The organism is Shimia sp. R9_1 (assembly GCF_017743775.1).
Taxonomy (GTDB): Bacteria; Pseudomonadota; Alphaproteobacteria; order Rhodobacterales; family Rhodobacteraceae; genus Shimia.
In genome coordinates, this window is the sequence record NZ_JAGHRN010000011.1 from 23,239 (window position 1) to 47,346 (window position 24,108).

The 24,108-nt window shown below is 53.1% G+C and carries 25 protein-coding genes and 2 pseudogenes; 19 read left to right on the top strand and 8 right to left on the bottom strand.

Features of this window, described 5'->3' with window-relative positions; all coding sequences use genetic code 11:
- Positions 1-2 precede the first annotated feature (2 nt).
- From J7399_RS20175 to J7399_RS20185, 3 genes are read right to left on the bottom strand one after another with little or no spacing between them, the layout of a single operon-like run.
- On the bottom strand, positions 3-920 hold the full coding sequence (locus J7399_RS20175; RefSeq protein WP_209089625.1) for a flavin reductase: 918 nt from the start codon (positions 918-920) through the stop codon (positions 3-5).
- Entirely contained in the window at positions 917-1,750 is an 834-nt protein-coding gene (locus J7399_RS20180; RefSeq protein ID WP_209089627.1) for an alpha/beta hydrolase, read from the bottom strand. Before J7399_RS20180 ends, J7399_RS20175 begins: the two co-directional genes overlap by 4 nt.
- Complete coding sequence (locus J7399_RS20185) at positions 1,722-2,324, bottom strand: amino acid synthesis family protein (RefSeq protein ID WP_209089635.1); 603 nt, start codon at positions 2,322-2,324, stop codon at positions 1,722-1,724. The genes J7399_RS20180 and J7399_RS20185 overlap by 29 nt, the downstream gene beginning before the upstream one ends.
- 104 nt (positions 2,325-2,428) lie before the next feature.
- Here J7399_RS20185 and J7399_RS20190 point away from each other — a divergent pair, with 104 nt between their 5' ends.
- The 5 genes from J7399_RS20190 (at position 2,429) to J7399_RS20210 (ending at position 4,980) form a co-directional block, all read left to right on the top strand.
- The gene (locus J7399_RS20190) at positions 2,429-3,115 is read left to right on the top strand and encodes a GntR family transcriptional regulator (RefSeq protein ID WP_209080342.1); all 687 of its coding nucleotides are present in this window, start codon (positions 2,429-2,431) and stop codon (positions 3,113-3,115) included.
- 2 nt (positions 3,116-3,117) lie between these two features.
- Positions 3,118-3,405 carry a DUF1330 domain-containing protein gene (locus tag J7399_RS20195; RefSeq protein ID WP_209089738.1) on the top strand — a complete coding sequence of 96 codons (288 nt, stop codon included), beginning with the start codon at positions 3,118-3,120 and terminating at the stop codon, positions 3,403-3,405.
- A 31-nt stretch (positions 3,406-3,436) separates the two neighbouring features.
- The gene (locus J7399_RS20200; RefSeq protein ID WP_209089655.1) at positions 3,437-3,832 is read left to right on the top strand and encodes a carboxymuconolactone decarboxylase family protein; all 396 of its coding nucleotides are present in this window, start codon (positions 3,437-3,439) and stop codon (positions 3,830-3,832) included.
- Between the two features lie 298 nt (positions 3,833-4,130).
- A complete protein-coding gene (locus J7399_RS20205) occupies positions 4,131-4,304 on the top strand; it encodes a TRAP transporter large permease subunit (RefSeq protein ID WP_348539490.1) in 174 nt (57 codons plus the stop codon).
- 211 nt (positions 4,305-4,515) lie between these two features.
- Positions 4,516-4,980, top strand: coding sequence for a hypothetical protein (locus J7399_RS20210; protein ID WP_209089671.1), 465 nt, complete (start codon positions 4,516-4,518; stop codon positions 4,978-4,980).
- Positions 4,981-5,129: 149 nt separating this feature from the next.
- Here J7399_RS20210 and J7399_RS20215 read toward each other — a convergent pair whose 3' ends face one another.
- A complete protein-coding gene (locus tag J7399_RS20215; protein WP_209089675.1) occupies positions 5,130-5,465 on the bottom strand; it encodes a TetR/AcrR family transcriptional regulator C-terminal domain-containing protein in 336 nt (111 codons plus the stop codon).
- Between the two features lie 270 nt (positions 5,466-5,735).
- On the opposite strand from J7399_RS20215, the gene J7399_RS20220 reads away from it, so the two are divergent.
- Both J7399_RS20220 and J7399_RS20225 read left to right on the top strand, forming a co-directional pair.
- Positions 5,736-6,782 carry an AraC family transcriptional regulator gene (locus J7399_RS20220; protein ID WP_209089687.1) on the top strand — a complete coding sequence of 349 codons (1,047 nt, stop codon included), beginning with the start codon at positions 5,736-5,738 and terminating at the stop codon, positions 6,780-6,782.
- A gap of 99 nt (positions 6,783-6,881) precedes the next feature.
- Positions 6,882-7,808 (top strand): alpha/beta hydrolase, encoded by a 927-nt coding sequence (locus tag J7399_RS20225; protein WP_209089691.1) that lies wholly within the window; start codon positions 6,882-6,884, stop codon positions 7,806-7,808.
- Between the two features lie 163 nt (positions 7,809-7,971).
- Here J7399_RS20225 and J7399_RS20230 read toward each other — a convergent pair whose 3' ends face one another.
- From J7399_RS20230 to J7399_RS20240, 3 genes are all read right to left on the bottom strand, one after another.
- The gene (locus tag J7399_RS20230) at positions 7,972-8,928 is read right to left on the bottom strand and encodes an SDR family oxidoreductase (RefSeq protein ID WP_348539491.1); all 957 of its coding nucleotides are present in this window, start codon (positions 8,926-8,928) and stop codon (positions 7,972-7,974) included.
- Positions 8,929-9,293: 365 nt separating this feature from the next.
- Positions 9,294-9,794 (bottom strand): hypothetical protein, encoded by a 501-nt coding sequence (locus tag J7399_RS20235; RefSeq protein ID WP_209089701.1) that lies wholly within the window; start codon positions 9,792-9,794, stop codon positions 9,294-9,296.
- A gap of 75 nt (positions 9,795-9,869) precedes the next feature.
- A complete protein-coding gene (locus J7399_RS20240) occupies positions 9,870-10,925 on the bottom strand; it encodes a hypothetical protein (RefSeq protein WP_209089715.1) in 1,056 nt (351 codons plus the stop codon).
- Between the two features lie 120 nt (positions 10,926-11,045).
- Between J7399_RS20240 and J7399_RS21055 the strand changes: the two genes are divergently transcribed.
- From J7399_RS21055 to J7399_RS20305, 12 genes and pseudogenes are all read left to right on the top strand, one after another.
- On the top strand, positions 11,046-11,567 hold the full coding sequence (locus tag J7399_RS21055; protein ID WP_348539489.1) for a TetR/AcrR family transcriptional regulator: 522 nt from the start codon (positions 11,046-11,048) through the stop codon (positions 11,565-11,567).
- A 22-nt stretch (positions 11,568-11,589) separates the two neighbouring features.
- The gene (locus J7399_RS20255; RefSeq protein ID WP_209089721.1) at positions 11,590-11,838 is read left to right on the top strand and encodes a hypothetical protein; all 249 of its coding nucleotides are present in this window, start codon (positions 11,590-11,592) and stop codon (positions 11,836-11,838) included.
- Positions 11,839-12,032: 194 nt separating this feature from the next.
- Complete coding sequence (locus J7399_RS20260) at positions 12,033-12,362, top strand: hypothetical protein (protein WP_209065981.1); 330 nt, start codon at positions 12,033-12,035, stop codon at positions 12,360-12,362.
- A 199-nt stretch (positions 12,363-12,561) separates the two neighbouring features.
- Positions 12,562-13,317, top strand: a pseudogene (locus J7399_RS20265) (IS5 family transposase).
- Positions 13,318-13,476: 159 nt separating this feature from the next.
- On the top strand, positions 13,477-15,375 hold the full coding sequence (locus tag J7399_RS20270) for a PAS domain-containing methyl-accepting chemotaxis protein (RefSeq protein WP_209089723.1): 1,899 nt from the start codon (positions 13,477-13,479) through the stop codon (positions 15,373-15,375).
- Between the two features lie 31 nt (positions 15,376-15,406).
- Entirely contained in the window at positions 15,407-16,255 is an 849-nt protein-coding gene (locus tag J7399_RS20275; RefSeq protein ID WP_209089725.1) for a protein-glutamate O-methyltransferase CheR, read from the top strand.
- Positions 16,252-16,737, top strand: coding sequence for a chemotaxis protein CheD (locus J7399_RS20280; protein ID WP_209080290.1), 486 nt, complete (start codon positions 16,252-16,254; stop codon positions 16,735-16,737). The genes J7399_RS20275 and J7399_RS20280 overlap by 4 nt, the downstream gene beginning before the upstream one ends.
- A gap of 3 nt (positions 16,738-16,740) precedes the next feature.
- A complete protein-coding gene (locus J7399_RS20285) occupies positions 16,741-18,354 on the top strand; it encodes a chemotaxis protein CheW (RefSeq protein ID WP_209089727.1) in 1,614 nt (537 codons plus the stop codon).
- 460 nt (positions 18,355-18,814) lie between these two features.
- Positions 18,815-19,045, top strand: coding sequence for a hypothetical protein (locus J7399_RS20290; protein ID WP_209089729.1), 231 nt, complete (start codon positions 18,815-18,817; stop codon positions 19,043-19,045).
- A gap of 703 nt (positions 19,046-19,748) precedes the next feature.
- The gene (locus J7399_RS20295; RefSeq protein WP_209089731.1) at positions 19,749-21,170 is read left to right on the top strand and encodes a hypothetical protein; all 1,422 of its coding nucleotides are present in this window, start codon (positions 19,749-19,751) and stop codon (positions 21,168-21,170) included.
- Positions 21,163-23,514 carry an acylphosphatase gene (locus J7399_RS20300; protein ID WP_209089733.1) on the top strand — a complete coding sequence of 784 codons (2,352 nt, stop codon included), beginning with the start codon at positions 21,163-21,165 and terminating at the stop codon, positions 23,512-23,514. The genes J7399_RS20295 and J7399_RS20300 overlap by 8 nt, the downstream gene beginning before the upstream one ends.
- Positions 23,515-23,700: 186 nt before the next feature.
- Positions 23,701-23,886: pseudogene (locus tag J7399_RS20305) on the top strand (aldehyde dehydrogenase family protein); the annotation flags it as partial.
- 44 nt (positions 23,887-23,930) lie between these two features.
- On the opposite strand, the gene J7399_RS20310 reads toward J7399_RS20305, so the two are convergent.
- The coding region (locus J7399_RS20310) for an integrase core domain-containing protein (RefSeq protein WP_209089741.1) at positions 23,931-24,108 on the bottom strand (178 nt) is incomplete at its 5' end.

Sequence of the window (24,108 nt, forward strand, 5' to 3'; positions counted from 1 at the left end):
GGTTAACTCCCTTGCGAAAGCGGTCGTACTTCGCCGCTCACTTGGTTGCCGTAATACACACCGAAATTGCCCATGCGGCTCTCTTCGGCGAACCGTTCGAGCATGGTGCACATGGCAGGATCCGCGATGTCCATCAGGGTCGAGACGGTCAGCTCGGTAAAGACCCCGCGCGAAGGCGTACCTTCGGCGGTTTGACACAGGAACGAAATGTGCTGATGTTCGCGCGCTGCATCTTCATAAACAGAGTAGATAAACCCAGGTTCGGCGGTAATTCCTAGATCATCAATCAACCGGGTCAGGGCAGCAGATGCACCGTCCTTGCGAACCGCAACCTCGGGCAGCGTAAGACGGCCCGCGCCGTTATCGACCAGCAAAACCTTGCCTTCGTGTTCGATCAGAGCCGAAACCATCAGGTCGGCCTGATTGCTCAGAGCTTCTACTTCAGCGGCTGGGGTAACGTAAGCCCCGCGAGCATATCCAAGACCGGGGGCTGTCTCGTTTTCGAATGCCTCAACTTTACCGATCAGGATCAGGTGATCGCCCGCGTCCACGGTTTTGAACATAGAACAATCGAACCATGCCGAGGTGCCGTCAAAGACCGGAGACCCATGCGGACCCGCCCGCCAATCAACGGCTGCGAACCGGTCTTCTACAGGACGGGCGAAAGTGTTGGACACATCGATCTGCCCTTCGGACAGAATGTTGACTGCAAATCCCTCTGCCTCAGAAAACGTGGTGTAGTTGGACGACGAATTGGCAAGGCAAACCAGCACCAGCGGCGGGTCCAGCGAAACCGACGTAAAAGAGTTCGCAGTGAAGCCCACAGGATTTCTGTCTGCATCTTTGGTGGTGATAACCGTCACACCGGTCATGAAAGCGCCAAACGCGTTACGCAGGGCGCGGGGATCGATCTCGCTCATGATGTCTCTCCTTGGGCTGTTGCGACGGCTGTTGTGGCAAGCCAGTCGAGCAAAACGGCGTTGACAGCGTCTGGCGCAGTCAAATTGACCATGTGACGATGGCCATTGATGACAATAGCGCGCCCAACCTGCGCGGCGTTGGCCATTGCCTCCGCCATGGCAGGCGAAGAATTCAGGTCTCCGTCGCCAGTGATTGCAAAAAGCGGACAGGTAATGTCGCCAAGACGATCCGAATAGGTTTCGTCGCCACGCGCGAAAGCCCCATAGGCCGTGGCATATCCGTCCAGATTAACCTGACCCAGCCAGTCTGAGACATGTACACGCGCAGCCTGATCTTCAGCGCCGTCCCCAAACCAGCGGGCCAATGGCGTTTCCAGATCAAACCCGCCCGCGCGGATCACGTCGGCACGGGCAATGACAGCTTCGCGGGCCTGCTCGCTGCGACGATATACGCCGTTCAGCAAAGCCACCCGTTCAAGTCGCTCTGGATAGGTCGCAGCGAACCCACCAGAAATCAGCGCCCCCATAGAGTGACCTGCAAGGCTTACATCATCCAATTCCAGAACATCCAGCGCCCCACGCAGCCACTCGACGAAATCAGGCAGTTGCGCACCTTCGGGCAAGGCGGAAGATTTACCATGCCCAGGCATATCCAGTGCAATCACGCGGTGGTTTGCCGACAGCGCTGCGAATTGCGGACCCCATGCGGCGGACTGCATACCGACCCCATGGATCAGCACAACCGGCGTGCCGGATCCGGCCTCACGCCAGGCCAACGTGCCAGCTGGCAGGTCGCAGGTCTTATAGGGCGGCAGGATTGTCAACGTCATGACCCAGTTCCTTGAGATCCTGATACCGGTCGCCAATACGGTGATGTGGACGCCCGCCAATCGAAGCCCCCAGAGCCACAACGATCTCATCGGGACCGGGGGCATCAGCCACCTGCAGCGCGATGGTGAGGTAATGGCTGCGTTTGCCGCCATCATTTTTATCCATCAACGGGATTTGCAGCGGCGCGTTCGCTGGTCCACGCGTGTTGGTAAACGCAAGATAAGATTTCGCGCCAACCGCCTCGCGGTAGTGATTTCCGAAGCGCAGCGTATGGATCAAAGCTGACGCATGCTCGACTTCGCCATTCACACCAACGATGGCTGACTTTCCGTAACCTTCGACCTTGTCGCCGCCGCCGGCGGCATCCAGCACCATTTTGGTAAGCAATTCACCCAGACCCGGAGCACAGTCGTAAATTTCTGGACGCAGATCTTCAACAAAGCCCTGACCGACCCAGGGATTTTTGATCACGGCGATAGCAGCAATCATCTTCAACGGAGTCTCTGCGGCTTTCCCCCCTTCGATCAGGGTTTCTTCGACATGCAAGAGCGTTTTGCGGATTTCAGCAGGCATGAGAGCACCTTCGTTGTGATTCGTTGGGCACAACATGGTATACCATAAGACCGTTAGTCAATAATATCTTGCAGCTAGCCCCCTGCCCTGATAACCAAACCATTATGAGCAAAACGAAACTTTCCCCGATCGAACAGCCCCCGGCGACTCTGCGCGACATGGTGCAAGAGCGTATGCGCGAGGCAATTATCGAGGGGCACTTCAAACCGGGGGAACGTCTGGTCGAACGCCCGCTATGCGAACAGCTTGGGGTCAGCCGTACCGTCATTCGCGAAACCATCCGCTATCTTGAGGCAGAGGGGTTGGTCGACATACTCCCCGGTCGCGGCCCGATTGTGGCGCCGATGAGCCGGGGCGACGCGCGACAAATCTATGACATCCGCCTAATGCTGGAAACCTCGGCCGCCGAAAGCTGTGCCCGCAACATAACGCCCGAACGCGCCGAGCGATTGCAGGCGGCGCTGAACCGGCTGCAACGGGAACGCGACGGTGCCACACCGGGCGAGCTATTTCGCGCCTCGGCCGATTTCTATTCCGAGATTTTCGAAGGGGCTGGCCATCATATTGCATGGGAGATCGTGCAACGCCTCAATGGCCGTATCAGCCGACTTCGTATGATGACCCTGTCTTCGAACGACCGTGAACGCTCAGGCGCGGAACATATGCAGGCCATCTGCGACGCCATCACGTCCGGTAAACCAGACGCCGCTCGTACTGCAGTCAGCCATCACCTCAGCGACACCCGCGCCATTGCCGAACGGCTTTTGGCGGAACAGGACAAAGCGACTTGACCATGCCCAAGGCCTATTGGATTGCAAATGTCACCGTGACCGACCCGGAAAACTATGCCGGATATCAGGCGCTGGCCCCCGCTGCCTTTGCCGCCCACGGCGCGCGCTTTCTGGCGCGCGGGGAGGCTGAAACGGTGGAAGGCAGAGACTGGCAGCGTCGCGTTGTAATAGAATTCGACAACATCCATACCGCCCGAGCATGCTACGACAGCGCTGAATACCGCGCTGCCCGCGCCAAGCGCGCCGAGGCCTGCGAAGCCGATATCGCAATTATTGAAGGGCTCGACTGAGCTCCAAATTTGCTCTTTGAAAGGATAAGACATGACCGATCTGTTCGAGACCGGCCTCAAACAACGCAAGGCAACACTGGGCGCTGACTATGTGGAGAATAACCTTGCCGCAGCGGATGAATTTACCCGTCCCTTTCAAGAGGCAATGACCGAGTGGTGCTGGGGGTTTGGCTGGGGTGACGAGGCCATTGACGCCCGTACACGATCACTCATGAATCTGTCGATGATCGGCGCACTGGGCAAGATGCACGAATGGGAGCTACACCTGAACGGCGCGATCAACAACGGCGTCACATTCGAAGAAATCCGCGCTGCAATCCATGTGATCGCCATCTATTGCGGTGTTCCACAAGGGGTGGAGTGCTTCCGTGTTGCGCGAAAAGTTCTGGAAGAGCGCAATCTCCTACCCTCTGAGACCCACGCCTGACAAATAGTCGATAGGCTACCCTAATCCACCACCCACTATTTGTTCCTCGTCCGGAGATTTCTAAAGTGTCTCCAAATCGAAGGTGACAGGCAACGGATCTGTAGTGATGAGCGTGTATGCTACAGCACACCTCGGCGCGCAGGGGCTATTGGCGCGCATCCTGCGCTTATAAAGTCGCCCGATCAGATCACTGGCATAGTCACATCAACCTCCTAACCATCAAAGAACATTAATAACCAGGCGCAATTCAGCACGTTTAGATAGGGCTTAAAATGCCCCAAGGCGGCAGTATCGGCTTATTACGCAACCTGTTGGCATGGTGTTTTTTGTACTGTCTCGCGTGTGCAAAGTGCTATTTGTGCAGTGTGTAGGAGCCACTCTTCCCTTCTTAGTTCCGCTGATTGGCGCGCTCCTATTGCTCATTTTCATTCCGCAACTGGTGCTTTGGCTACCTGAACTGCTCTATGGATGAGGCATATCACGAAGTTGCGCTACTCATACCAGAGTCAGCGTTCTAAGTTACCACTATTCAGCTTTGGACTTCGTTACCGCCTCAGTGTTTCACATTCGGTTGGTACAAGGACCAAGGGCCACGCAGTGATTTACCTCGGCGGGGCAATCGATTGAATATGAGAGTCTTTGGTCCGTCTGAATTTGCTGGATGGAATAGATGTTGTTGAGAGATGGAACAGCGCAAGTTGGTACCGCCCAAATGCATTTTGTGCCCTTTTTTCTTCAATGTCGACCTGTCACTTGTATTACTTCACCCTAACGTCACCGAGGTCTACCGCAGCAAGGTCGCCAATCTGACGGAGACGCTGAACAATCCTGCGACCAAAGCCGAAGCGACGACGATCATCCGGTCTTTGTTGGAGGAGATCCAGCCTACCTCTCACACAAATGCCATGGAGATAGAGCTTGTTGGGGAGCTGGCTGGTTTGATTGCATTATGCCAAACAAAAACGGCCTCGGAGCGTTTGCTTCGGGCCGTTCTGATCGATGGTTGCGGGAGCACGCAGCCAACGATACCGAACCATTTTTACCGGCCGCTTATATACACTCGCATTACCTTTGTCCTCCATCTTTCGACCCTAAGCAGACATCTCCACCGCTTTCAGCAAACTACCCCTATGAGCCCAAAGTTATGAATGCTGCGTCTAATACCAATTTCCGCTCCGTCGAAGATTGAGCAAGAGTGAGACCGATCTTATCTGGCCCCTCCAAGAGCTTACGGCGCAAAGGTTATAGATGATTTTGTGACTGATCATTTTGCGTCCATAGGCAGAAGCAGGGCATGCTAGCCAACCGCAAACTGCCGCAAGAAAATGTCGACGCTCTCACTGGCAACGCTTTGCAAGTTTTCAGGCGCGGTGACGGAAGTTTCGTGCTTCAAAAGAGGAACAAATATCGTCGCCTTGAAGAGTGCCAATAGGCGATCAGACGCGACGTTAGGATCGCTTTTCTTCAACTGGCCGCAGGCCATGGCGCCTGTCAAAAACTCCGCGAGCGGCGCATCAATCAATGCGAACTCCTTGTTGACCCGGCTGGCAAGATCTGGGCTCCGCATCAGTTCTCCAATCAGCACTCTTGACCCGTTCATGAATGCGTTCATGACGCCGATGTCCTTTGTCATTCCATGGCTGACTCGTCCTGATCTGGAGAGTGTTCAGCGCTGGCGTGAGATGATGGCCGCGCGTCCGTCAAGCCAGCAAATGATGGAACCACTACCCACCAAAATCGGCTGAATAATGAAAGGTTGCGTTCCAATGTGAGCCCACCTGCCTTCGAGCCAAAGCATAACAGACAGATGACCGCTTAGTTGTAATCTGTGAACCATATTTTTTGGCGCGTTATGCGACGAGTTTGGCGGGTGGCGCTATAAACTATCTCGGTGTCGGAGGCTATGTTCTACTTCGACACCGAGGACAAAATGATGCCGACGCCCGACCGAATAAAGACGCCCGACACTTTCTGGAAAGCGATTGAGAGCCTGTCGATCAGCCGCGCTGCGCTCTTGCGAGATGCAAAACTGCCCTCAAGCGTGTTCTCGTCAGAAGGGCGTATGACAACGAAGCAACTCTTCGCAATGTGGGAGGCCCTCCAAACTCTGGGAGGTGATGATATTGGCCTCGCACTAACGGAAACTATGCACGAAGCAACCTTGCCGCCGTCCTTTCTTGTCGCATTCCACGCCAAGAATGTTGGTGAAGCCTTACACCGTCTCGCGCGATTCAAGGCGTTATGCGCACCTGAAGAGTTTCGGATGGCCGTAGAGGATGACGGGTGCGTCGTGACGACAGCTTGGACATATGCCAATCAATTAGAACCCGACGCGCTCACGGATGCGACGTTCACGTTCCTCGTGAACATGGTGCGGGCGGGAACTGGGGAAAGGATCACGCCCAAATCCGTCGAACTTAGGCGTGGCCTAAGCGAAAGGCTTGAGACCTGGTTCGGTTGCGCGATCACATGGAACGCTCCGCACGCCAGAATTACCTTCAACACAGCAGACTTGGAGATACCCTTCACCAGCTACAACAGCGAGCTTCTTGAGATGCTGGACGTGGCGCTCGATGCTGATTTGAACAAGGCCGAGAACACCACATCACTGACCGATCAAGTTCGTTGGCACTTGCGGCGTGCTCTGACCGCCGGTCGCCCAGAACTACGCAGCATTGCGCGTGAAATGGCCACCAGTGAGCGCTCCTTACAGCGCCATCTGAGAGGCGAAGGGCACAGCTTTAAGTCGCTGTTGTCAGACACGCGACATCAACTGGCCTGCGAGTACCTCGACGAGCCCAATTTCGACATCAGCGAGATCGCATACCTTCTCGGATATGAGGACCAAGGGTCATTTTATCGCGCATTCCAAAAGTGGGAACACCAAACCCCGGCAGAATGGCGTTCTCGCCGCTCGGACAGCCCGGACAAGGTGCCATTCCACACCTAACGTCCACTTCTCCCAAACAACCTTCACCATAAACCGCTTCCAACGGGCCCGTACGACCGGCCTCGAACAATCAAACACGTCAATCCAAGGAGAACAGACATGACTGCTCAACCAACCCCAGAACAGCTTGCAACCCTAAAAGCGGTTGCTCGTGGCTATGTGTCCATCGATGGCGAACGCGCGCCTATATTGGAGACGCCCAAGGACTACGGGATGGAGTTTGAAGATGTCACGTTCACTGCCGATGACGGCATTAAACTAGCAGCTTGGTTCATCCCTGCTGAAGGGTCCGACAAGCTGATCATTTGCAACCATCCGGCCACCCTCAATCGTTATGGATTTCCGGGTCATCTGGAGCCTTGGAGCAATTTTCAGAATGTCGAGGTGAAGTTCGGCAAGGTGCACAAGGCATTGCACGACGCGGGCTACAACGTCCTAGCCTATGATCTTCGCAACCACGGCGAAAGCGACTCCGCCCCGGACAATGCTTGGGGACAGGGTTTCTCCGACGAGTACAAAGATGTCATCGCGGCCTTTGACTACGTCAAGTCGCGGGAAGACTTGCGAGAAATGAAAGTTGGCCTGTTCAACCCGTGTGCTGGTGGTGGCGCAGCGATCCACGCCATGTCCGAGCGCCCGGAATACTTCGAAGATGTGAAAGCGTTTGTCTGCGCCCAGCCTGCATCAATCAATATCATGTCCAAGGTCGCCCTTGATGGCATGGGTCTGGGAGAGTTCTTCGATACGTTTGCGCAAGAAGTCGAAAGCGTGAGGGGGCTGAACCTGAATGAGATGACGCCCCATCTGTTCGCCAAGAACATCAAAATGCCGACTTATATTGTGCAGAACAAAGATGACGTTTGGACGGTCCCGGAAGACGTGCAGACCACCTTTGATCTGCTGCCGAACCCGGACAAGAAGCTGCATTGGATCGAAGACGGCGATACCCGCCGCTTCATCGGTTACAACTTCTTTGGTGAACACCCCGAAACGATGATCGAGTTCTTCGATAAGCATATGAGCTAAAATTATTTTCGAGGAGGGTACGGCCTCCCGTATCTTCCTCGAGGATAGTCTCGCCAACTTCTGCATGGTGATTCATTTGAAATGAATCCAGCGTTCGTTACTATTAATCAACCGTTCGTTTTATTACGCTACAGAAACAAGGAGTCGAAACTGTATACTTTCCTTATGAGAAGGTTTCTTGTTTCTGGATCGACCAGCTTGTACCGGCCTCCGTTTCTGAAAGCTCCCAAAGCTGCGCGGCCTGAACCGGGTCTAGCACGCTCTTCTCCAACATGCTTTCGCCAACCGGGCCGACCATTTCGGCGCGTTTGGTCGGGCCATAGTATGCGGCAGGTTTCAAGTTCTCTTCGGTTGCACACAACACTTCGGGCCAGGCGCCCCGCTCGGCGGATTGCGCCAGTGGAGACAGCAAGGTGAACAAGACTCTGGTCATTCGGTTCGCCTCTTCCTTAGACAGCGTCGTGCGCGCCGCGCCTGGGTGGCAAACGTAGACGGAGACCGGCAGGCCTGCTTCGGCGACACGTCTTTCCAGTTCGTACGCGAACATCATCTGCACGAATTTCGAATGGCAGTAAGTGATATGTGGGTTGTAGTTGCCGTCAAAATTCATGTCTTCGAACTGCACCCGCTTCAGTCCCATCTTGTGGCCGTTACTGCCAACAACAATACGCGCCTGACTTTGCACCAGCCGGTCAAACAGCAACCGAGTTAGAAGGAAATGGCCATAGTGGTTCGTGCCCAGCTGGCTCTCGAACCCGTCTTTCGTGAACTGTTGGGTCGCAACCTGGGCAATGGCAGCATTTTCGATCAGAACGTCGATTTGCGGCACTTCGGCCAACGCCTGATCGGCTGCGACGCGTACCGAGGCAAGGTCGGCCAGATCCATAAGGATTAATCGAACATCGGCCTGAGGGCCGAATTCCTGCTTCAACGTGGCGATTGCAGCCTCGGACTTTGGTTCGCTGCGGTTCAGCATGACGACACTAGCGCCTTTGGACAGGAAAACCCGGGTCGCCTCGTATCCTGCCCCCGCGTTGGCACCGGTAATGACGATGGTTTTGCCGGTCAGATCACCAACACGTTCGGGGGGTCCAGCCCTTGGGGCCGAAAGGGTTTGGATGGGTCATTGGAGATATCCTTGTAATTTTTCAGAAACTTGGGCTGCCCATTGCATTCCCAAACAGAATGCTGGTCATGACGCTCACGAGCGCCAATCCCATGAACATGGCAACCATCGAACCGTTGTGCGAAATCTGAGTCCGGCTTAGGCGCAGCAACACCTAGCCGATCAAGATGTTCGTCAGCCCCCAAAGGACGTTAACGAGTGGCGACGACAAACCCTCCCCAGGTGGTTTGGCAAACGGGGAGGGAAACGCATTTTCCATGACCCCAGCCACAAAATGTGGCACTGCATTCCCTAGGAAAAAACCGGCGGCAAAAGCAGTCAGATAGCGGCACCATTTCATCTGTTTTGCCTACCTTTTGTTAAGCGCCTTTGCGGTGACAACTGGTTCGGCCGCAGAAAAATCTCCATGGTGCTGTCTTGCGCCCGTTTTTGACGGCGCCGGACAGCATAAAGCTGGCTTCAAGCTTTTTCAGAGCATCGGCATAGGCCTGATCCACTGCCGGGATGATCCCATCCATGTCTCTCGGCGGGGCAGCATCGATGTTTGCCACAACATCGTCCAGTCTGAGCTGTCCGCCTGAATCAGAGAGGAAGACGCTGTGCCATGAACGCTTCCCATACTGGTAGCGGCGGCAGAAAACGCGATCATCTACGGTCACAAACATCAAGCGGATGAAACGGTGGGTATACCCGGCACGGATTTCGTGAACACGGGTCTGATTGACCAGTTTGGCCAGCTCGGATTGTGTTAGCGGTTGTTCCATTGGACCTCGCAGAGCGCGCAATAATGGGTGAATGGCGGTTCCGATGATGAGTTTCGGAATGCCATTCGCCACGTTCCACAGAGATGCCTTTGCCATCTTCCGGGCCTTTCTCTTGACATATGAACCTGGCGACAATCGGCGCCAAATCCTCAGTGCCTTGGCTATTCCACTTTATTTGTTGAAGAATTCCGCCGCTGCGTCGCAGGACGCTTTCACGGTCTCTGGCTTCCAATAGAAGTCAACGTGGCTGAATTCATCGAAAGCGCGAACTTCTGGGTTGTTTGTCAGACGGTCAATGAAATTGGTTGAACAGATTGCTGTCGCCGCGTTCGGTCCATAGATCACCATCGTCGGTTGGGTGATCTTGTCTGCATAACGCTCACCAATCGAAATCAAAGACTGCATGGACTGGTCGCCGATGTGTTCATTGGTGAAGTTCTTGACCTTTCCTGGGCCTGCGACGCCATCCTTGCCATAATAATTATAAGTGTCGTCCGACATCGGAATGCCCAACGCATTGAACTCTTCCCGCGTCATGCTGTCGTCCAGGACGTTTGGCCAGCAGTAGTCCGCTTTGCCAGTTTCATACATCTTCTGCTTGGAGGAATTTGCTGCTGCGATCATTTGATCGGCAATGCCACGATCACCCCACTGGAAAGCGTCAGCTGCCATCATGCCAGACACTGTGACGATCTTCTTGATCCGATGATCTGTAACTGACGCAGAGGCAATGATGGAACCACCCTGACAGACGCCGAGACCATAGATCTCATCGACGAACGGAAGTGTCCCCAGATAGGAAACAGCATCCCACGTGTTTTCGATCAGCCGGAACATGTAGCGTGATTTCATATGTTCGCCGGGAAGCGCCGGAGAGGAGCCCATGCCCATATAGTCAAAACCAAGATAGATAAAGCCGCGCGCGGCCATTTCAGGGCCGTAGGTCGCTGGGATCTGGTCCTTGACCTGCGGGAAGGGGCTGGCACCGACAATGGCCTTGTAGGTCTTGGCCAGGTCGAAGTCTTCAGGCAGATACAGATCGCCCACAAGATCGAGGCCGAAGGATTTGAATGTGACGGGGTTTGTACCGGGTTTGAAGGACATTTCAGAAGCTCCTGCGTCGATGGGAAGGGATGTCTGTTTCGCGCGTGCGCCCCAGCCCGCGAAGGACATCAGGAAGGCAAGCGAGGCGGTTTGGATGAGGTGGCGTCTTGAGAGGTTGGTCATTGCCGTGGTCCACTGGTTTCGAGGATCGCGTTTCGCCTTCTCAAAGTAAATCACTGTGTTTACTTATGTGGGGTGAGCGCCTCTTGTAAACATATAATTTTACTTTTATGGTCGAAAATCGTGAAACGCACTGAAAAGAAAAGGAAAGGTATTATCGATGCGGCGATCGATGAGTTCCGAGAGCAGGGATTTCTAGGGGCCAAGACCACCTCAATCGCCAGAAAAGCGCAGGTTTCGAGTCGCACGTTCTACAATCACTTCGAGAGCAAGGAGGCGCTGTGGCGGTACATCACAGTCATAACTGACGAGACCGCAATCGGTTTGAACCGCATGGTTCTGTCAGAGTTGATCCAGGATTTTGACCGCTCTCGTTCGTTTTTTAGTGAAAGCGAAACACACGACTATCCCGTCACGCTACTGATCAGCGAAGCATGGACGCGGGCGCGCTTCGCAAGGCGGATCCGGCATTCGCGACCAACCAACTGCTTGCTATGGTCAAAAACTTCTATTTCTGGCCTGAGTTCTTTCTTGGTGAAAACTCAACGCAAAAAGAAGTACGCGACGACTGTATTGCGATGTTCATGTCGCATTACAAAGCAGGCGGCTGAAAGAAGAAAAAGCAAAGTCCATTTGTTCGCATGACCAATGAAAAAGGAGATCTATAGTGACATCAGCGGAAAAGACCGCGCACGTGCGTAGATATTTCGAGCTTCTCACGGCATCGGTCATCGATTGCATCATATCGCTTTTTGACACGGAAGCACACGTGGTGTCCCCGTTTCTTGGCAAGATGAAGCTAGCTGACTTCTTCAAGAAGCTGGGCGACGCCTCCTCTGCGAGCAAACTCACTGTATTTGACGTTCTTTTCGGCGAATACGGAGATAGTGCTGCCACACATTTTGAGTATGACTGAACATTGAAGAACGGCGATCAGATCGTTTTTCAGGGCGTAGACTATTTCAAATTCTCTGAGAGTGGCAGGTTTGCGTCTTTATCGATCTTTTATGACACCCATCCCGTGCGCAATGACGTAGGCGACAAGTACGCATCGACTTAAAACAACGGCGGCTTTGGCGGCGACAGAAAGTAAATTAAAGCGAGGACAACATGATTATCCGTTGGTGGCGAGCAGTGGCAGGAACTGATGACGTATTGGAGCAATATGCTGATCATCTAAAACGAACGACGTTCGTTGAAATGGCACAGCTTCCAGGACATTTAGGGGCTGCCCTTGCGGTCAAAGTGAACGGTCAACACAACGAACTTGTGGTTACGAGCCTTTGGTCTGACCTCGCTTCTGCAGGGCACTTCGAGAAAGGCGATTTTGATGACGCAGTGGTCAAACCAAGCACCCAAAAGCTCCTAAAATCGTTCGATTTGAAAGTCGAGTACTTCGAAACCGTAGTAGCGACGGGCGCCTTGACTGACGACGGCTAAAGTTCGCAGCTGCCCCATATGCATTGTGCAAACAGCAGACACTCTCGCGAACCGCAGCGAACACGATTTTCCGCACATTCTGCATGAGTTCAACATTTCGAATGTGCAGAAAGAACGGTTTGGAACTTCGCGCTAGCGTCAAGACCCTTTGATTTCTGCTTGGCTGCGTGATTCACGATTCGAAAATCAAGCGGTGACCATGTCTGACCTTTTTTGGTTGACGGATGCGCAGTTGGCACGTCTTGAGCCTTTCTTCCCCAAGTCCCACGGCAAACCACGCGTTGATGATCGACGTGTGTTGAGCGGCATTATCTTCATTAATCGTAGTGGGTTGAGATGGCGCGGTGCCCCTTCGGTTTATGGCCCATACAAGGCGCTCAATAACCGTTGAAAGCGGTGGAACGACAAAGGCATCTTTGCCCAGATGATGGCTGATCTGGCTGCCGAACACGGTGAAGAGAAGATCGCGATGATCGATGCAACCTACCTAAAGGCCCACCGTACCGCGACCAGTTCGGGCGTAAGAAGGGGACGTGGACGCTTGATCGGTCACACCAAGGGCGGCATGAACACCAAGCTGCGCGCCATCTGCGACAGCCGGGGGCGTCCTCTCAACCTGATCATCATCGCCGGTCAGGTCGGCGATTACATTGGTGCGCGGGTACTGCTGAGCGGCCTGCCCGATGTCAGTTGGCTGTTCGGGGATCGAGACCATGACGCCGATTGGTTCTGGGAAGCGTTGAAAGGCAAAGAGATACGCGCCTGCATCTCTGTCCGGAAGCAGCGAAAGAAGCCGGTTAAGTACGACAAGCGTCGTTAAAAACGGCGCAACCGGATCGAAATCATGTTCGGCAGGTTGAAACATTGGCAGCGTGTGGCAATCCGCTATAACAGGTGCCCGAAGGTCTTCCTGTCAGCAATCGCCCTGGTAGCGTTCGTTATCTATTGGTTATGAGTCCTGACCCTAAAACCCTCTCAGAAACAATGAAAAACGCACGGGCATTTGCGGATTATTTTAAGAATACGCCTCCCCGCAAAACAACCTCAAATAGCCAAATCTTAACCTGTCTCCCGTCATTTTCGGCTCCGGGATTATTTCTGAAAGGGCCAAATCATGGGTGCGCGTACAGCGACTGGGGCAACGGAGCCAACGGATACAAATATCGATCTGCAGGGGGTTGTAGATGCGATCAATCGCGTGCAGGCGGTGATCGAGTTTGAACTCGATGGAACCATTCTCAACGCGAATGAGAATTTTCTGACAACCGTCGGATATGAACTGAACGAGATTCAAGGCAAGCATCATCGTATGTTCTGCGAGCCAGCTTATGCGGCTTCGGAGGACTACCGTGATTTTTGGATGCGCCTTGCGACCGGAGAATTCTTCGCGGGTGAGTACAAGCGGCTTGGCAAAAACGGGGCCGAAGTCTGGATCAATGCGTCCTACAACCCAATTTTCGACGCGGACGGCAAACCCACCAAAGTTGTGAAGTTCGCCACAAACGTAACCGAAGAAAAACGCCGGATTGCAGAGCAGGACGGTAAGATGGCTGCGATCAACCGGGCGCAGGCTGTGATCGAATTTGATCTGGATGGCACCATTCGGTCAGCCAATGAAAATTTCCTGGCTACGGTCGGATACGCTATGGATGAAATCCGCGGCCAGCATCATCGGATGTTCTGTGATCCAATTTATGCCAGCACCGCTGAATACCGCAAATTTTGGGAAGACCTTGCCGCTGGTGAGTTTTCGGTCGGCGAATACAAGCGGTTTGGTAAAGGCGGTGCCGAGGTTTGGATCAACGCGTCCTACAACCCGATTTTTGACGCTGACGGAAAGCCCTTCAAAGTTGTGAAATTTGCCACCAACGTGACCGAAGAAAAGCTGCGCACGGCAGAGCAGGACGGCAAGATGGCCGCGATCAGCCGGGCGCAGGCAATGATCGAGTTTGAGCTGGATGGCACAATCCTGACTGCCAACGAGAATTTTCTGGCAACCGTCGGATATTCGATGGAAGAGATTCGTGGGCGCCATCACCGAATGTTCTGTGAGCCAGCCTATGCAAACTCTCCGGCCTACAGCAAATTCTGGTCAGATCTGGCTGCGGGTGAGTTCTCTGCAGGGGAATACAAACGCTTTGGTAAGGACGGCGCCGAAGTTTGGATCAACGCCTCCTACAACCCGGTGTTTGATGCGGACGGCAAACCGGTGAAAGTGGTCAAATTCGCCACTGACATCACTGCCGCGAAACAGGTGGAGAAAGAGGTCACCCGCATTGCAACGCGGTTTGCGGATCAATCCAGCGGGATTTCGGAACAAGCGCAAACCGTGGCCAGCGGGGCGCAAACCCTTGGCTGCACCACGGAAGAAATCAGTGCCTCTGTAGAGGAATTGAGCGCCTCCATTGACTCGATTGCCCAAAACAGCAACCGCTCTGATGAAATTGCACAGAAGACCAAAGAAGAAGCTGATCTGGGTGCAAAAGCGATCGAACGTTCCATCGAGGCGATGGATCTGATCAACTCCTCCTCAGAGGAAATCAGCGAAATTGTGAAGACAATCAGCGAAATTGCCAGCCAAACCAACCTGTTGGCATTCAACGCAGCGATCGAAGCGGCCCGCGCAGGCGAACATGGCCTCGGCTTCTCTGTTGTGGCGGATGAAGTGCGCAAACTGGCCGAACGGTCTTCGCAATCTACCAAGGAAATCAGCAAGCTGATCAACGACACTGTTAAGCGCGTGACGCAAGGCAGTGAAGTCTCCCGGGAAGCCGGTGCGGCATTTACCAAAATCCTCTCGGGGATTTCGGAAACAACGGACTCCATCACGCAAATATCTGTTGCAGCGAATGAACAGCAGACTGCTGCACGGGATGTGGCCGAAGCCATTCAGAGCATTGTTGACGCATCTGAGGAAGCCGTTGTGGCCTCCGATGCGATTGCTGCTGCGACAGTGGAATTGAGCGGCGGGGCTCAAGAGCTCAAATCGGAAGTTGCGAAGCTGGGCGGCTGATCCGTCGCACCACTCAAGGAAAGGGCTTTTGATGACATCACATGTTGCAGAAACCAGCATGAGCGACAGCGAGTTCTCAAAACTGCGCGCAATTGTGCATAAGACGACAGGCATCACGATTGCGGAGAACCGCCGGTCGATGCTGATCAGTCGCTTGCGCAAACGCCTGCGTGAGGTGGAGGAGCCGAGCTTCTCCTCCTACATCTCCCGGCTCGCCAATGACCCCGGCGAGATGCAAGAACTCACCAATCGGGTGACAACAAACGAGACCTATTTTTATCGCACGCCCCGGGTCTGGGATCATTTCATAGAAACGTTCCTGCCGGAGTTCCACAAGACAGCCGGTGGGCGAAAAATGCGGGTCTGGTCTGCTGCCGCGTCTACGGGTGAGGAAGCGCATACGGTTGGGGTGTTGCTGGAACAGCAACGCCTTCAGCACCCTGGGTTTGACTACAGCGTGCTGGGTACGGATGTGTCGTCCCGTGTTTTGGATATTGCCCAGACCGGGGTTTACAACGGGCGCGCAATCGCCCGTTTCCGTACCGCGCAGCCCGAGCTGTTTCAGAAACACATGAAAGGGGATGACGCCACAGGCTATAAGGCCGTACCTCAGGTGCGATCACGGCTGAAGTTCAAGCTGCACAACCTTCTCGAAAAAATGAGCGGTGCGGGTGGTTTTGACGTGGTGTTTTTGCGCAATGTGCTGATCTACTTCACGCCTGAAGATCAGGAGAAAATACTGGCTCATGTCAGACGCATGATCCGCTCCGACGGTGTTCTTTATATTGGTGAGAGTGAAACACTGACCAACCTGAGCACCGATTTTTCTCAAATCGCTCCGATCATTTACCAGCCCACAGCGCGCGCGGGGGCGGAATGACGACGGCCGCAAATGAAAAACTGCATGTCCAGATCGGGCAGGTCAAAGTCGGCCGAGAGGGACAATCTCTCACGGCCATCCTCGGATCCTGTATCGGCCTGGGCCTGCTCTACCCGGCAGAGGGCATCTTTGGTTTGGCGCATTGTCTGCTGTCAAAGTCCGGGAACAAAAGTGAAAAGCTGAGCGGCCGGCATGTAGATCAGGCGTTTTGGTCGTTGCAATCAATGATGGATCTCAACGCCTCCAACATTCGCAAGGTGAAGGCACTGATCGTTGGTGGCGCGAATATGACCATGCCTGCGGACACCGATCCCGCTCGATTGGTTGGCAGTATCAACGCCAAATTTGCCTATGGAGTCCTGCGACAGGCGGGGCTGCGCAACATTTATGAGGACGTCGGTGGCTTGCAAGGACGGCAGGTGACGATTGACTGCACCAGCGGGGAGTTCACCGTCGCACACATCCCGCGACTGGGAGAATAGAATATGGATTTGACTTTGGATCAGCTATCTACAGCGCTGAAAACCTCCGATGGACTGGCTCCGATTGGGCAAGAGCCAACTCCAGCCACGGAACCGACGTCTTTTGCCTCAACGCCAAAACCCGCGCGGAGAGCGCAAGAGAAGCAACAAAAAGCGATCTACGGCTCCTTCATGATCGGAGAGACCGAATTCGCCATTCCGGTGTCATCGGTCCAAGAAGTGGTGAACGAGCCCAAAGACATTTCACCTGTCCCTTTGTCCCCTGACTATATGCTTGGGCTCTTCAATCTGCGCGAAAAGATCGTTCCGGTAGTCGATCTGCGCAAGCTGTTGGAATACCCGGAGGCACCCAAGGACAAGGCTGGTAAGGTTGCGATTATCGAACATGGGGCACATAGCATTGGCCTGTTGTTTGACCGCACAAGCGAAGTTCTTAACGGCAAGGATGCAGCGCGAGTTGATTTCAAGCCCAACGATCGCGGCATCAAAGATATTGTTATCGAAGGCGTTTTAAAGTTTGAGGGTGGCGACCGGCTTGTCCAGATCCTTGATCCTCAGGAGCTGCTGAACCTGGAGAAACTTCCGCGCAGCAACAGCGGTGCAGAAGCGAGCCGTCAGGCATTTTCACGGGGCAAACGACATTCCTGCATTTCGTTCCAAACCGGTCACACCTCTTGCGCCATTGATCTTCGGTTCGTGAAGGAAGTGCGAGAGTTGCCAAAGCTGGATCAGTCGCTCTTTGCGCATGGTCATATCTTGGGCACCGCAAATCTGCGCGGCGTCATTTTGCCGGTGATCGATTTTCGCAGTTTTCTTGGCGATGAGCCGGTGATTGAATTTACCCAGCCGCCGCAAAAACGGCGCATGTTGGTGATTGAGACACCAGAAGGGCCTGTCGGTTTGATGGTGTATTCTATCGACAGCATCCTGCCGTACTACGAAGATGAGATTCTTCCGTTTGCAAAACTTGCGCTGCCTTGTGGTGATTTGGTCGAAGGCTGTCTGATTGATCAAGAAAATCGCATCGTGATGATGATCAAGCCGGAAATGCTCCAAGAAGACAAAGGCTTTATGGAAGCCGCAAAGGCATGCCAAGAGATTTACCCGCCAGAAGCAGAGAGCAGCGATACATCCACAGATCTTCGTGGAACCACCCGACGTACCTTCATTCAGTTCACCTTCGACAAACGCTTCGCGCTTGAAACATCAAAGGTTAGCGAAGTTATAGAGCGACCTGCGGAGTTACTGGAGCCTCCTTTTGCACTGAAATTTGTAGAAGGGATCATTAACCTTAGGGGCGATCTGATCACCTTGCTGAACCCGCGTCTGCTGTATGGCATGCCTCCCACCAAGACAGCCGACCAAAAGGTTTTGATCTTCAAGCACAATGGGCAGAGGTTTGGGATTTTGGTGGACTCCGTGGATGAGATCATCATGACCACAGAAAACCAGATTGCTGCGCTCAAACCCATCGATAAGCAGAACACCGAAAGGAGTGTTGCGGAAGATGTGGCGGGCTGCATACAGCACACCAATACGTTTGGCACGCTGAACTCAGTGCTGATTTTGGATACGGATGCCCTCGTGACACGCTGCTTGAGGTCTATGGAGCAGTAGGCCGCTTCTTCGTTCAGTGGTTTGGAATGGAAAGCGGCGGAGCGGTATCTTGGTCTGCAATTTCTAATTCCGTCGAAATTGGGGGCTTTTTAGGCTCTGTCTGCCTCATAGGGCGCACCGATTTCAGAGGGCTGCTTTCGGCTGTCTTGGCCCTGCAAAAGGGTGGCTGTTGCGTTAATAGCAACATTGGGTACGTTCAGTGTTTTGAGTTGCCGATCCCGCGTAGATCGCCATTCAAACACCACCGCTTCCCGCGCGATACCAACCTTTGCGCCGCCGGCGCCACGCTGGGTGTGGCGACAGTCTTGGCTTCAGGTACGCTCGTGACGCTGAATGCAGAGGCACCTTCTGCTATGGCGCCTTTGCGGGCCTGAGTTCGACAGCCGCGGCGGTCGAGACGTTTGACTATACGATCTCAGATGGCAACGGGGGTTTGATTACCGCGACAGTGAAAATTACTGTGGATCCAGAGCCGTCAGTCAATCTGCTTGGTCAATGGGAGTTCAATGGTGATAGCACGGATCTGATTGCCGGGAACACCGCACTTGCCAGGAGTAGCGCTCAATTTGGGCCGAGCGCCGCGGTGCTGGACGGCGTCAATGACTTTGTTGAAATCACAAGCCTTGGCGCTTGGGTACGTCACAAGCCAGAAGTAATTATGGCGATGCAGATCGGCTGCAGGATTTCCTAGATGGGCAGGTAGATAGTTTCGTCTTCGCTGACGGTACCTTTTACGATGGATTGTTCTAAAGCAGTACCCAGGATTCAGGGAGTGCGCATTGAATGAGCCGCATCTGATAGAAAATACGCGCTTTGTTTGTCTATTGATTTGGCGTGGCAGGATGAAGGTGTTTGGCGCGAAGTCTTTATGCTCTGCAGTCCCGTTTTGTTCGTTATCAGTAATTGCGTGCCCCGCAACCAGTGCTCTAGAACATCAAACAGCCGCAGGGCGGCTTTGTTCGTTTTAGGATGCCCCCAAACACAAGAGACCAGCCAGTTTGCCAACCAACTCAATGTCCAAAACGCCGGGCGTATTGGGCAGAAGGTCAGTGTTCTCGAACAGAGACTGGATGATCCTCGTGGCCTCAGCTTTGGTCGCGGGATCGTTCAAAGACTTGGACAAATTGGCAATCAAATCCTCAGCATCCGCCGTACAAAGAGCAAAACGGCGTGAGTCCAAACAGCTTAGGAAATAACCTTGAGTGGGACACAGAAGCCTCTCAGGCGCGGCATTTAGGTCGGTGTCTTCACAAAGCAGTCTACCCCCTCGAACACGTGCCAACAAGTTGGCAGTCCCCGAGATGGCTTGAGTGTTTTTAGACTTGGAAGTGGGCTCACATCTACTATTGTCGGTTCACTTTCGAAATTTAAAAAGCCGATATCGGGTTCAAGACATGCTAATCGCGCAGAAACTATGCGAAAAAAACAGTTTTTCGTTTGAGGCTACGTTTCGAAACCAGTTCCTTCTTACCCAGAACAGAACTCTAGATGTACCCGAATGGACGGAGAAAAGCCTCAACGGCTGGCACCTTAAGCACTGTCAGGATTTACCCGTAGCAAAAGTCGTGTCTGCCACGGGTTTGCCTATTGGCTTTATCCTAGGAGTCGCAGTCGACAGTGATGGGCATTGCGTCGACGGTACTCAAACACTGCCTTGCGAAGAAACTTCGGTGAATTTCTGGGATGTAGTTGAGCGTTACGTTATAGGGCTCGCTGGCCGCTATGTTGCGATCTTTCTAACCAACGACGCTCAAAGAGTTTATACAGATCCGGTTGCCGACTACGCTGTGGTCTATGATCCGGATGCTCGCATCGTCGCATCCTCTTTGTGCCTTTGTCTCAATCGAGAAATTCACCCGAATCCCATTTTTCCCTGGCAGGAAATTACAGGGCGCCGCAAACAGTATTCGCTGGGCCATACCAGAGATTTTGGAGTGAAACGGCTGCTCGGGAACCACTATCTTGGCCTGCGTGATTTTCGTCCCAAACGCTTCTGGCCCCGGCATGACACAGATCTTGAAACGAGGCCTGAAGATCAGGTCAACGAAGTTGTGGCAAGCATCAATGAGCGGCTATCTCAAAATTTACGGGCTCTGCTTAGGAACCATAAGTGCATCTTGCCGCTTTCCGGTGGGCGGGATTCCAGATGTTTGCTTGGTGCAGGGATTGAAGATGTCCAAAGCGCCGAATTTGCGTTTACCTGGCGGTTTCACAAGCAATCTGGCCAAGACGCAAATATTGCACAGAAGATTTGTGAACGCTTAAGCATCCGCCACCAACTCTACAGCTTTCAGAAGACGACTTTCAAACATCGGCAACGTTATTTTCTATCGAATGGCTACGCCACTTTTGGGCCAGAAGTGAAGACTCTCGCTGTACACGAACAGCTGCCGAAAGGCTTTGTTGTTCTGAGAGGGAATATTATGGGCATACTTCGGGCGACAAATTGGGCTCGGCAACGCGAAGGCAGCTTGAATTTAGAACACGCCGTCAAACGGCTTAGAATCTACGGGCCGGATGAAACACAACGGGATTTTCAGCTTTGGTTTAATGCCTTTCTGGAATGGTATGAAACGCTGCCCCCTCAAGGAAAGAACAAGGTGCATGACCTCGCATGGCTGGACATAACGCTTCCACATAGCCAGGGTGCGCGTTGGCATGGTTTTCCCAATCAGTTCTATATGAATCCCTTCGCTGACCGGCGTCTCTTGTCTTTGTCTATGCAGTTGCCCTTAAAATTACGCAGGAATGACAAAGCATATGCCGCACTGCTGGATCTAACGGTGCCTAGCCTCAATGATATCCCGTATGTCTGAACGTGACTGCTACCACCTCCTCGTCTACGGCAAAGTTCAAAAAGTCGGCTTTCGCAAGTGGACGTTACAAAAAGCTACTTCCTTGGGTATTCAAGGATGGGTTCGAAACCGACCAGACGGCCGTGTAGAGGCAATGGTCACTTGTACCGAAGATCAGTTGAAACCGTTCTGCCGTGCTCTTGAAGAGGGCCCTGCAAACGCGCGCGTTGCTCGGTTGGTTGTAAAGGAGGCAAGGCCAAAAAGCTTTCGCATGTTCACTGAGAAAGCCGATGGACCATCGACAGCTGAGAAAGTGAATGACTTGGTTGACGAGCTCCATCCAGAATACGTGGAAGCGTGTCAGCGCGCCTACGATGCGCTCCCTGCTGAGTGCCGCAAATTTACCAAATATGAATCAAAGCCAACACGTTGGCGATTTAGGCAAATTGATGCGGCCGCAAAAAAATTCGGTGTTGAGCTCACTTATTTGGGACCCAAATCGCCCCCAAATTTTTTGTGCAAAACCGACGGAAACTTGTTCGGGATGGATGTTACTCGCCCTTCTTGGGTCAGTCCAATCACCGAAGAATTTAGCAACAACAAGTTTCTGACCAAAACTGTTCTGAGCGCACAGGGTATCTCCGTTCCTTACGGAGAGGTTTGCAACGATTTGACGCAAGCGCATGACGCTTTTGACAAGTTGCGTGGTGATGCGGTTGTGAAGCCTGTGTTTGGAACTGAAGCCAAAGGTGTGACAACCAACATTAAGTCGCGCCACGGACTTAAAAAGGCGTTCGAATACGCAAAGTCGGTTTCGCGAAACGGGCCGGTGATAGTTGAAGAGTATGTCAAAGGCGTCGATATAAGAATTCTATTGATTGGTGACAAAATCGTTGCGGCCTACTTACGGCTGCCTGCGCATATTGTCGGAGATGGGATTAGAACGATTTCCGAGCTTGTCGAAATCAAAAATGCGGCGCGTGCAACTCTGCCAGCTACTCAGGATGCGCACCTGCTCGAGCTCAACATCAGCCAACGACGGCTGTTGACGTTACAAGGGTTACAACCCGATGATATCCCCCACCGCGACAAATTGGTTTTACTTGGAGTTTCGCCTAATTTCACTGATGGCGCTGACCTGGTTCCAATCACAAACCAAATCCATCCAGATATAACGCAAATGGCACGAGACGCAGCGCGAGCCGTCGATCCTACGGCATTTTGGGGCATAGACGTACTCTCTGAAGACTTTGCCGCGCCTCTTACTGAAAAAAACGCATCTATATGTGAAATGAACAGCAGACCCGTCGGTGGCGTTTTCCGACACGCGACACATGGTTCGCATGTACCTTTTTTTGAAAGCGTGTTTGACCAAACGCTCAACATTGGCGATCAGACCATTCCCTGTACCGAGAAAGAAGTCAGCGTTTCCTATGCGCCGGAGGTAAATGATGCGTTTGATAAACAAGTCGCAGATGCCATCATGGCGTCGAGCGCTGGAACAAAGCTCTTAACGCCCAAGATCCTTGTAAAGCAAAGGTCTGCTGCTGCCGATTTCTATTCTCTACAACAGAATTCCAGCGCTGTTAGAAGTGCGCTTGCGCCGTGGCGTTGGCTGGCTCTCCGCGATGCGCTCGATGCCAATGGCGTAAATGTGGCATCGCATTTTCCCTTGGATCATACCGAAATCGCCTGGCATGATCGCGCAAGTCCCATTGGCCGAGCATTTACACTTAAGCGTCGGCATAAGATGAAAACTCATTGGGTTGAAGATTCAAATCGTCTTCGATCTCTGACGAAGAATTACTCTGATTGGGAAATCATTTTTCAGCCCTTCGAAACCACCTCTTCCTTGGAAGTCGCCATTATGGGAGGCGCAGCAATCGCCGCTGCGCAACTTGAATACCGACCAGTGCGTGCGACCGGCGAAGAAAGTACATTGGAGCAACTCGAGAGAACCCTCTTCTTTCGACGCGGATCGATCTCTTTGTCTCAACGGCAGTCCAGAAGGGAGCTTTTGGCTCCTGACGACGTGATGCCAAGGGGCACGCTTCTCCCTCAGCCAAGAACCTTCGCTCGCATGTTGAGTGCGATCAACACGGATGTGAAGCTCACCGAAGGTCTTAAGTCTGCGTGTGATGAAATTTTGAGAGTATTACCTGGTCTGCAGACTGCTACCGTGGTGTTCCGAGAAACCGAAACAGGAGATTGGGGCGTTTCCGAGATTAGGCCCGACATAGATCCGCGACCATTCCTAATCCCCGATGTTGGGGAGCCAATAAATTTGGCTTGTATACAAGCAGGCTTGGTGCTCAAACGGTGCCAAACCTATCCTATCCAACTAGAAAGCTTACAAATTCACTGATTCATCCAGCCTCAAAACGACAGGTTTGAAACAAGAGGTATATCGATTTGCCACGTAGACTTCTCGCCCATCACAGAGCACTAATAATAAGGCACCATTCGGAATTGTCATTTTGACGGTCATTCGGCTACCGATGACACGATCTGGACTTAGCTGGCATCGATGAATTTATCGTCTATATGGCCCGAGCTGCTCGCAAATTTGCGGTCTGCAAGTGTTCTGAATATCGTGAACGGCTTTGGTCTGGAAGCGCGTAAGCTGCTGGCCCAGTCTAACCGCATCGCCAAGATCACATTCACCGGTGAAACCACCACAGGTCGCCTGGTTAGGCAATACGCGGCCGGAAATCTGCTTCCGGTCACTTTGGAGCTTTGAGGCAAGTTGATCAGCCCCACCTGAGTGGTCCAATTTGAATGTTAGTGCATTCTCGGCCTGGGTTTCAACGGGACGATGGCTTCCGGGGCCGACGGGCGGTAGCCCAAGGCACTGTGTGGTCGCTTGGTGTTGTAGTGTTTCCTCCATTGTTCAATCAGGATTTGCGCCTCTCGCAAGCTGTAGAAGACCTCACCGTTCAACAGCTCGTCCCGGAACCGG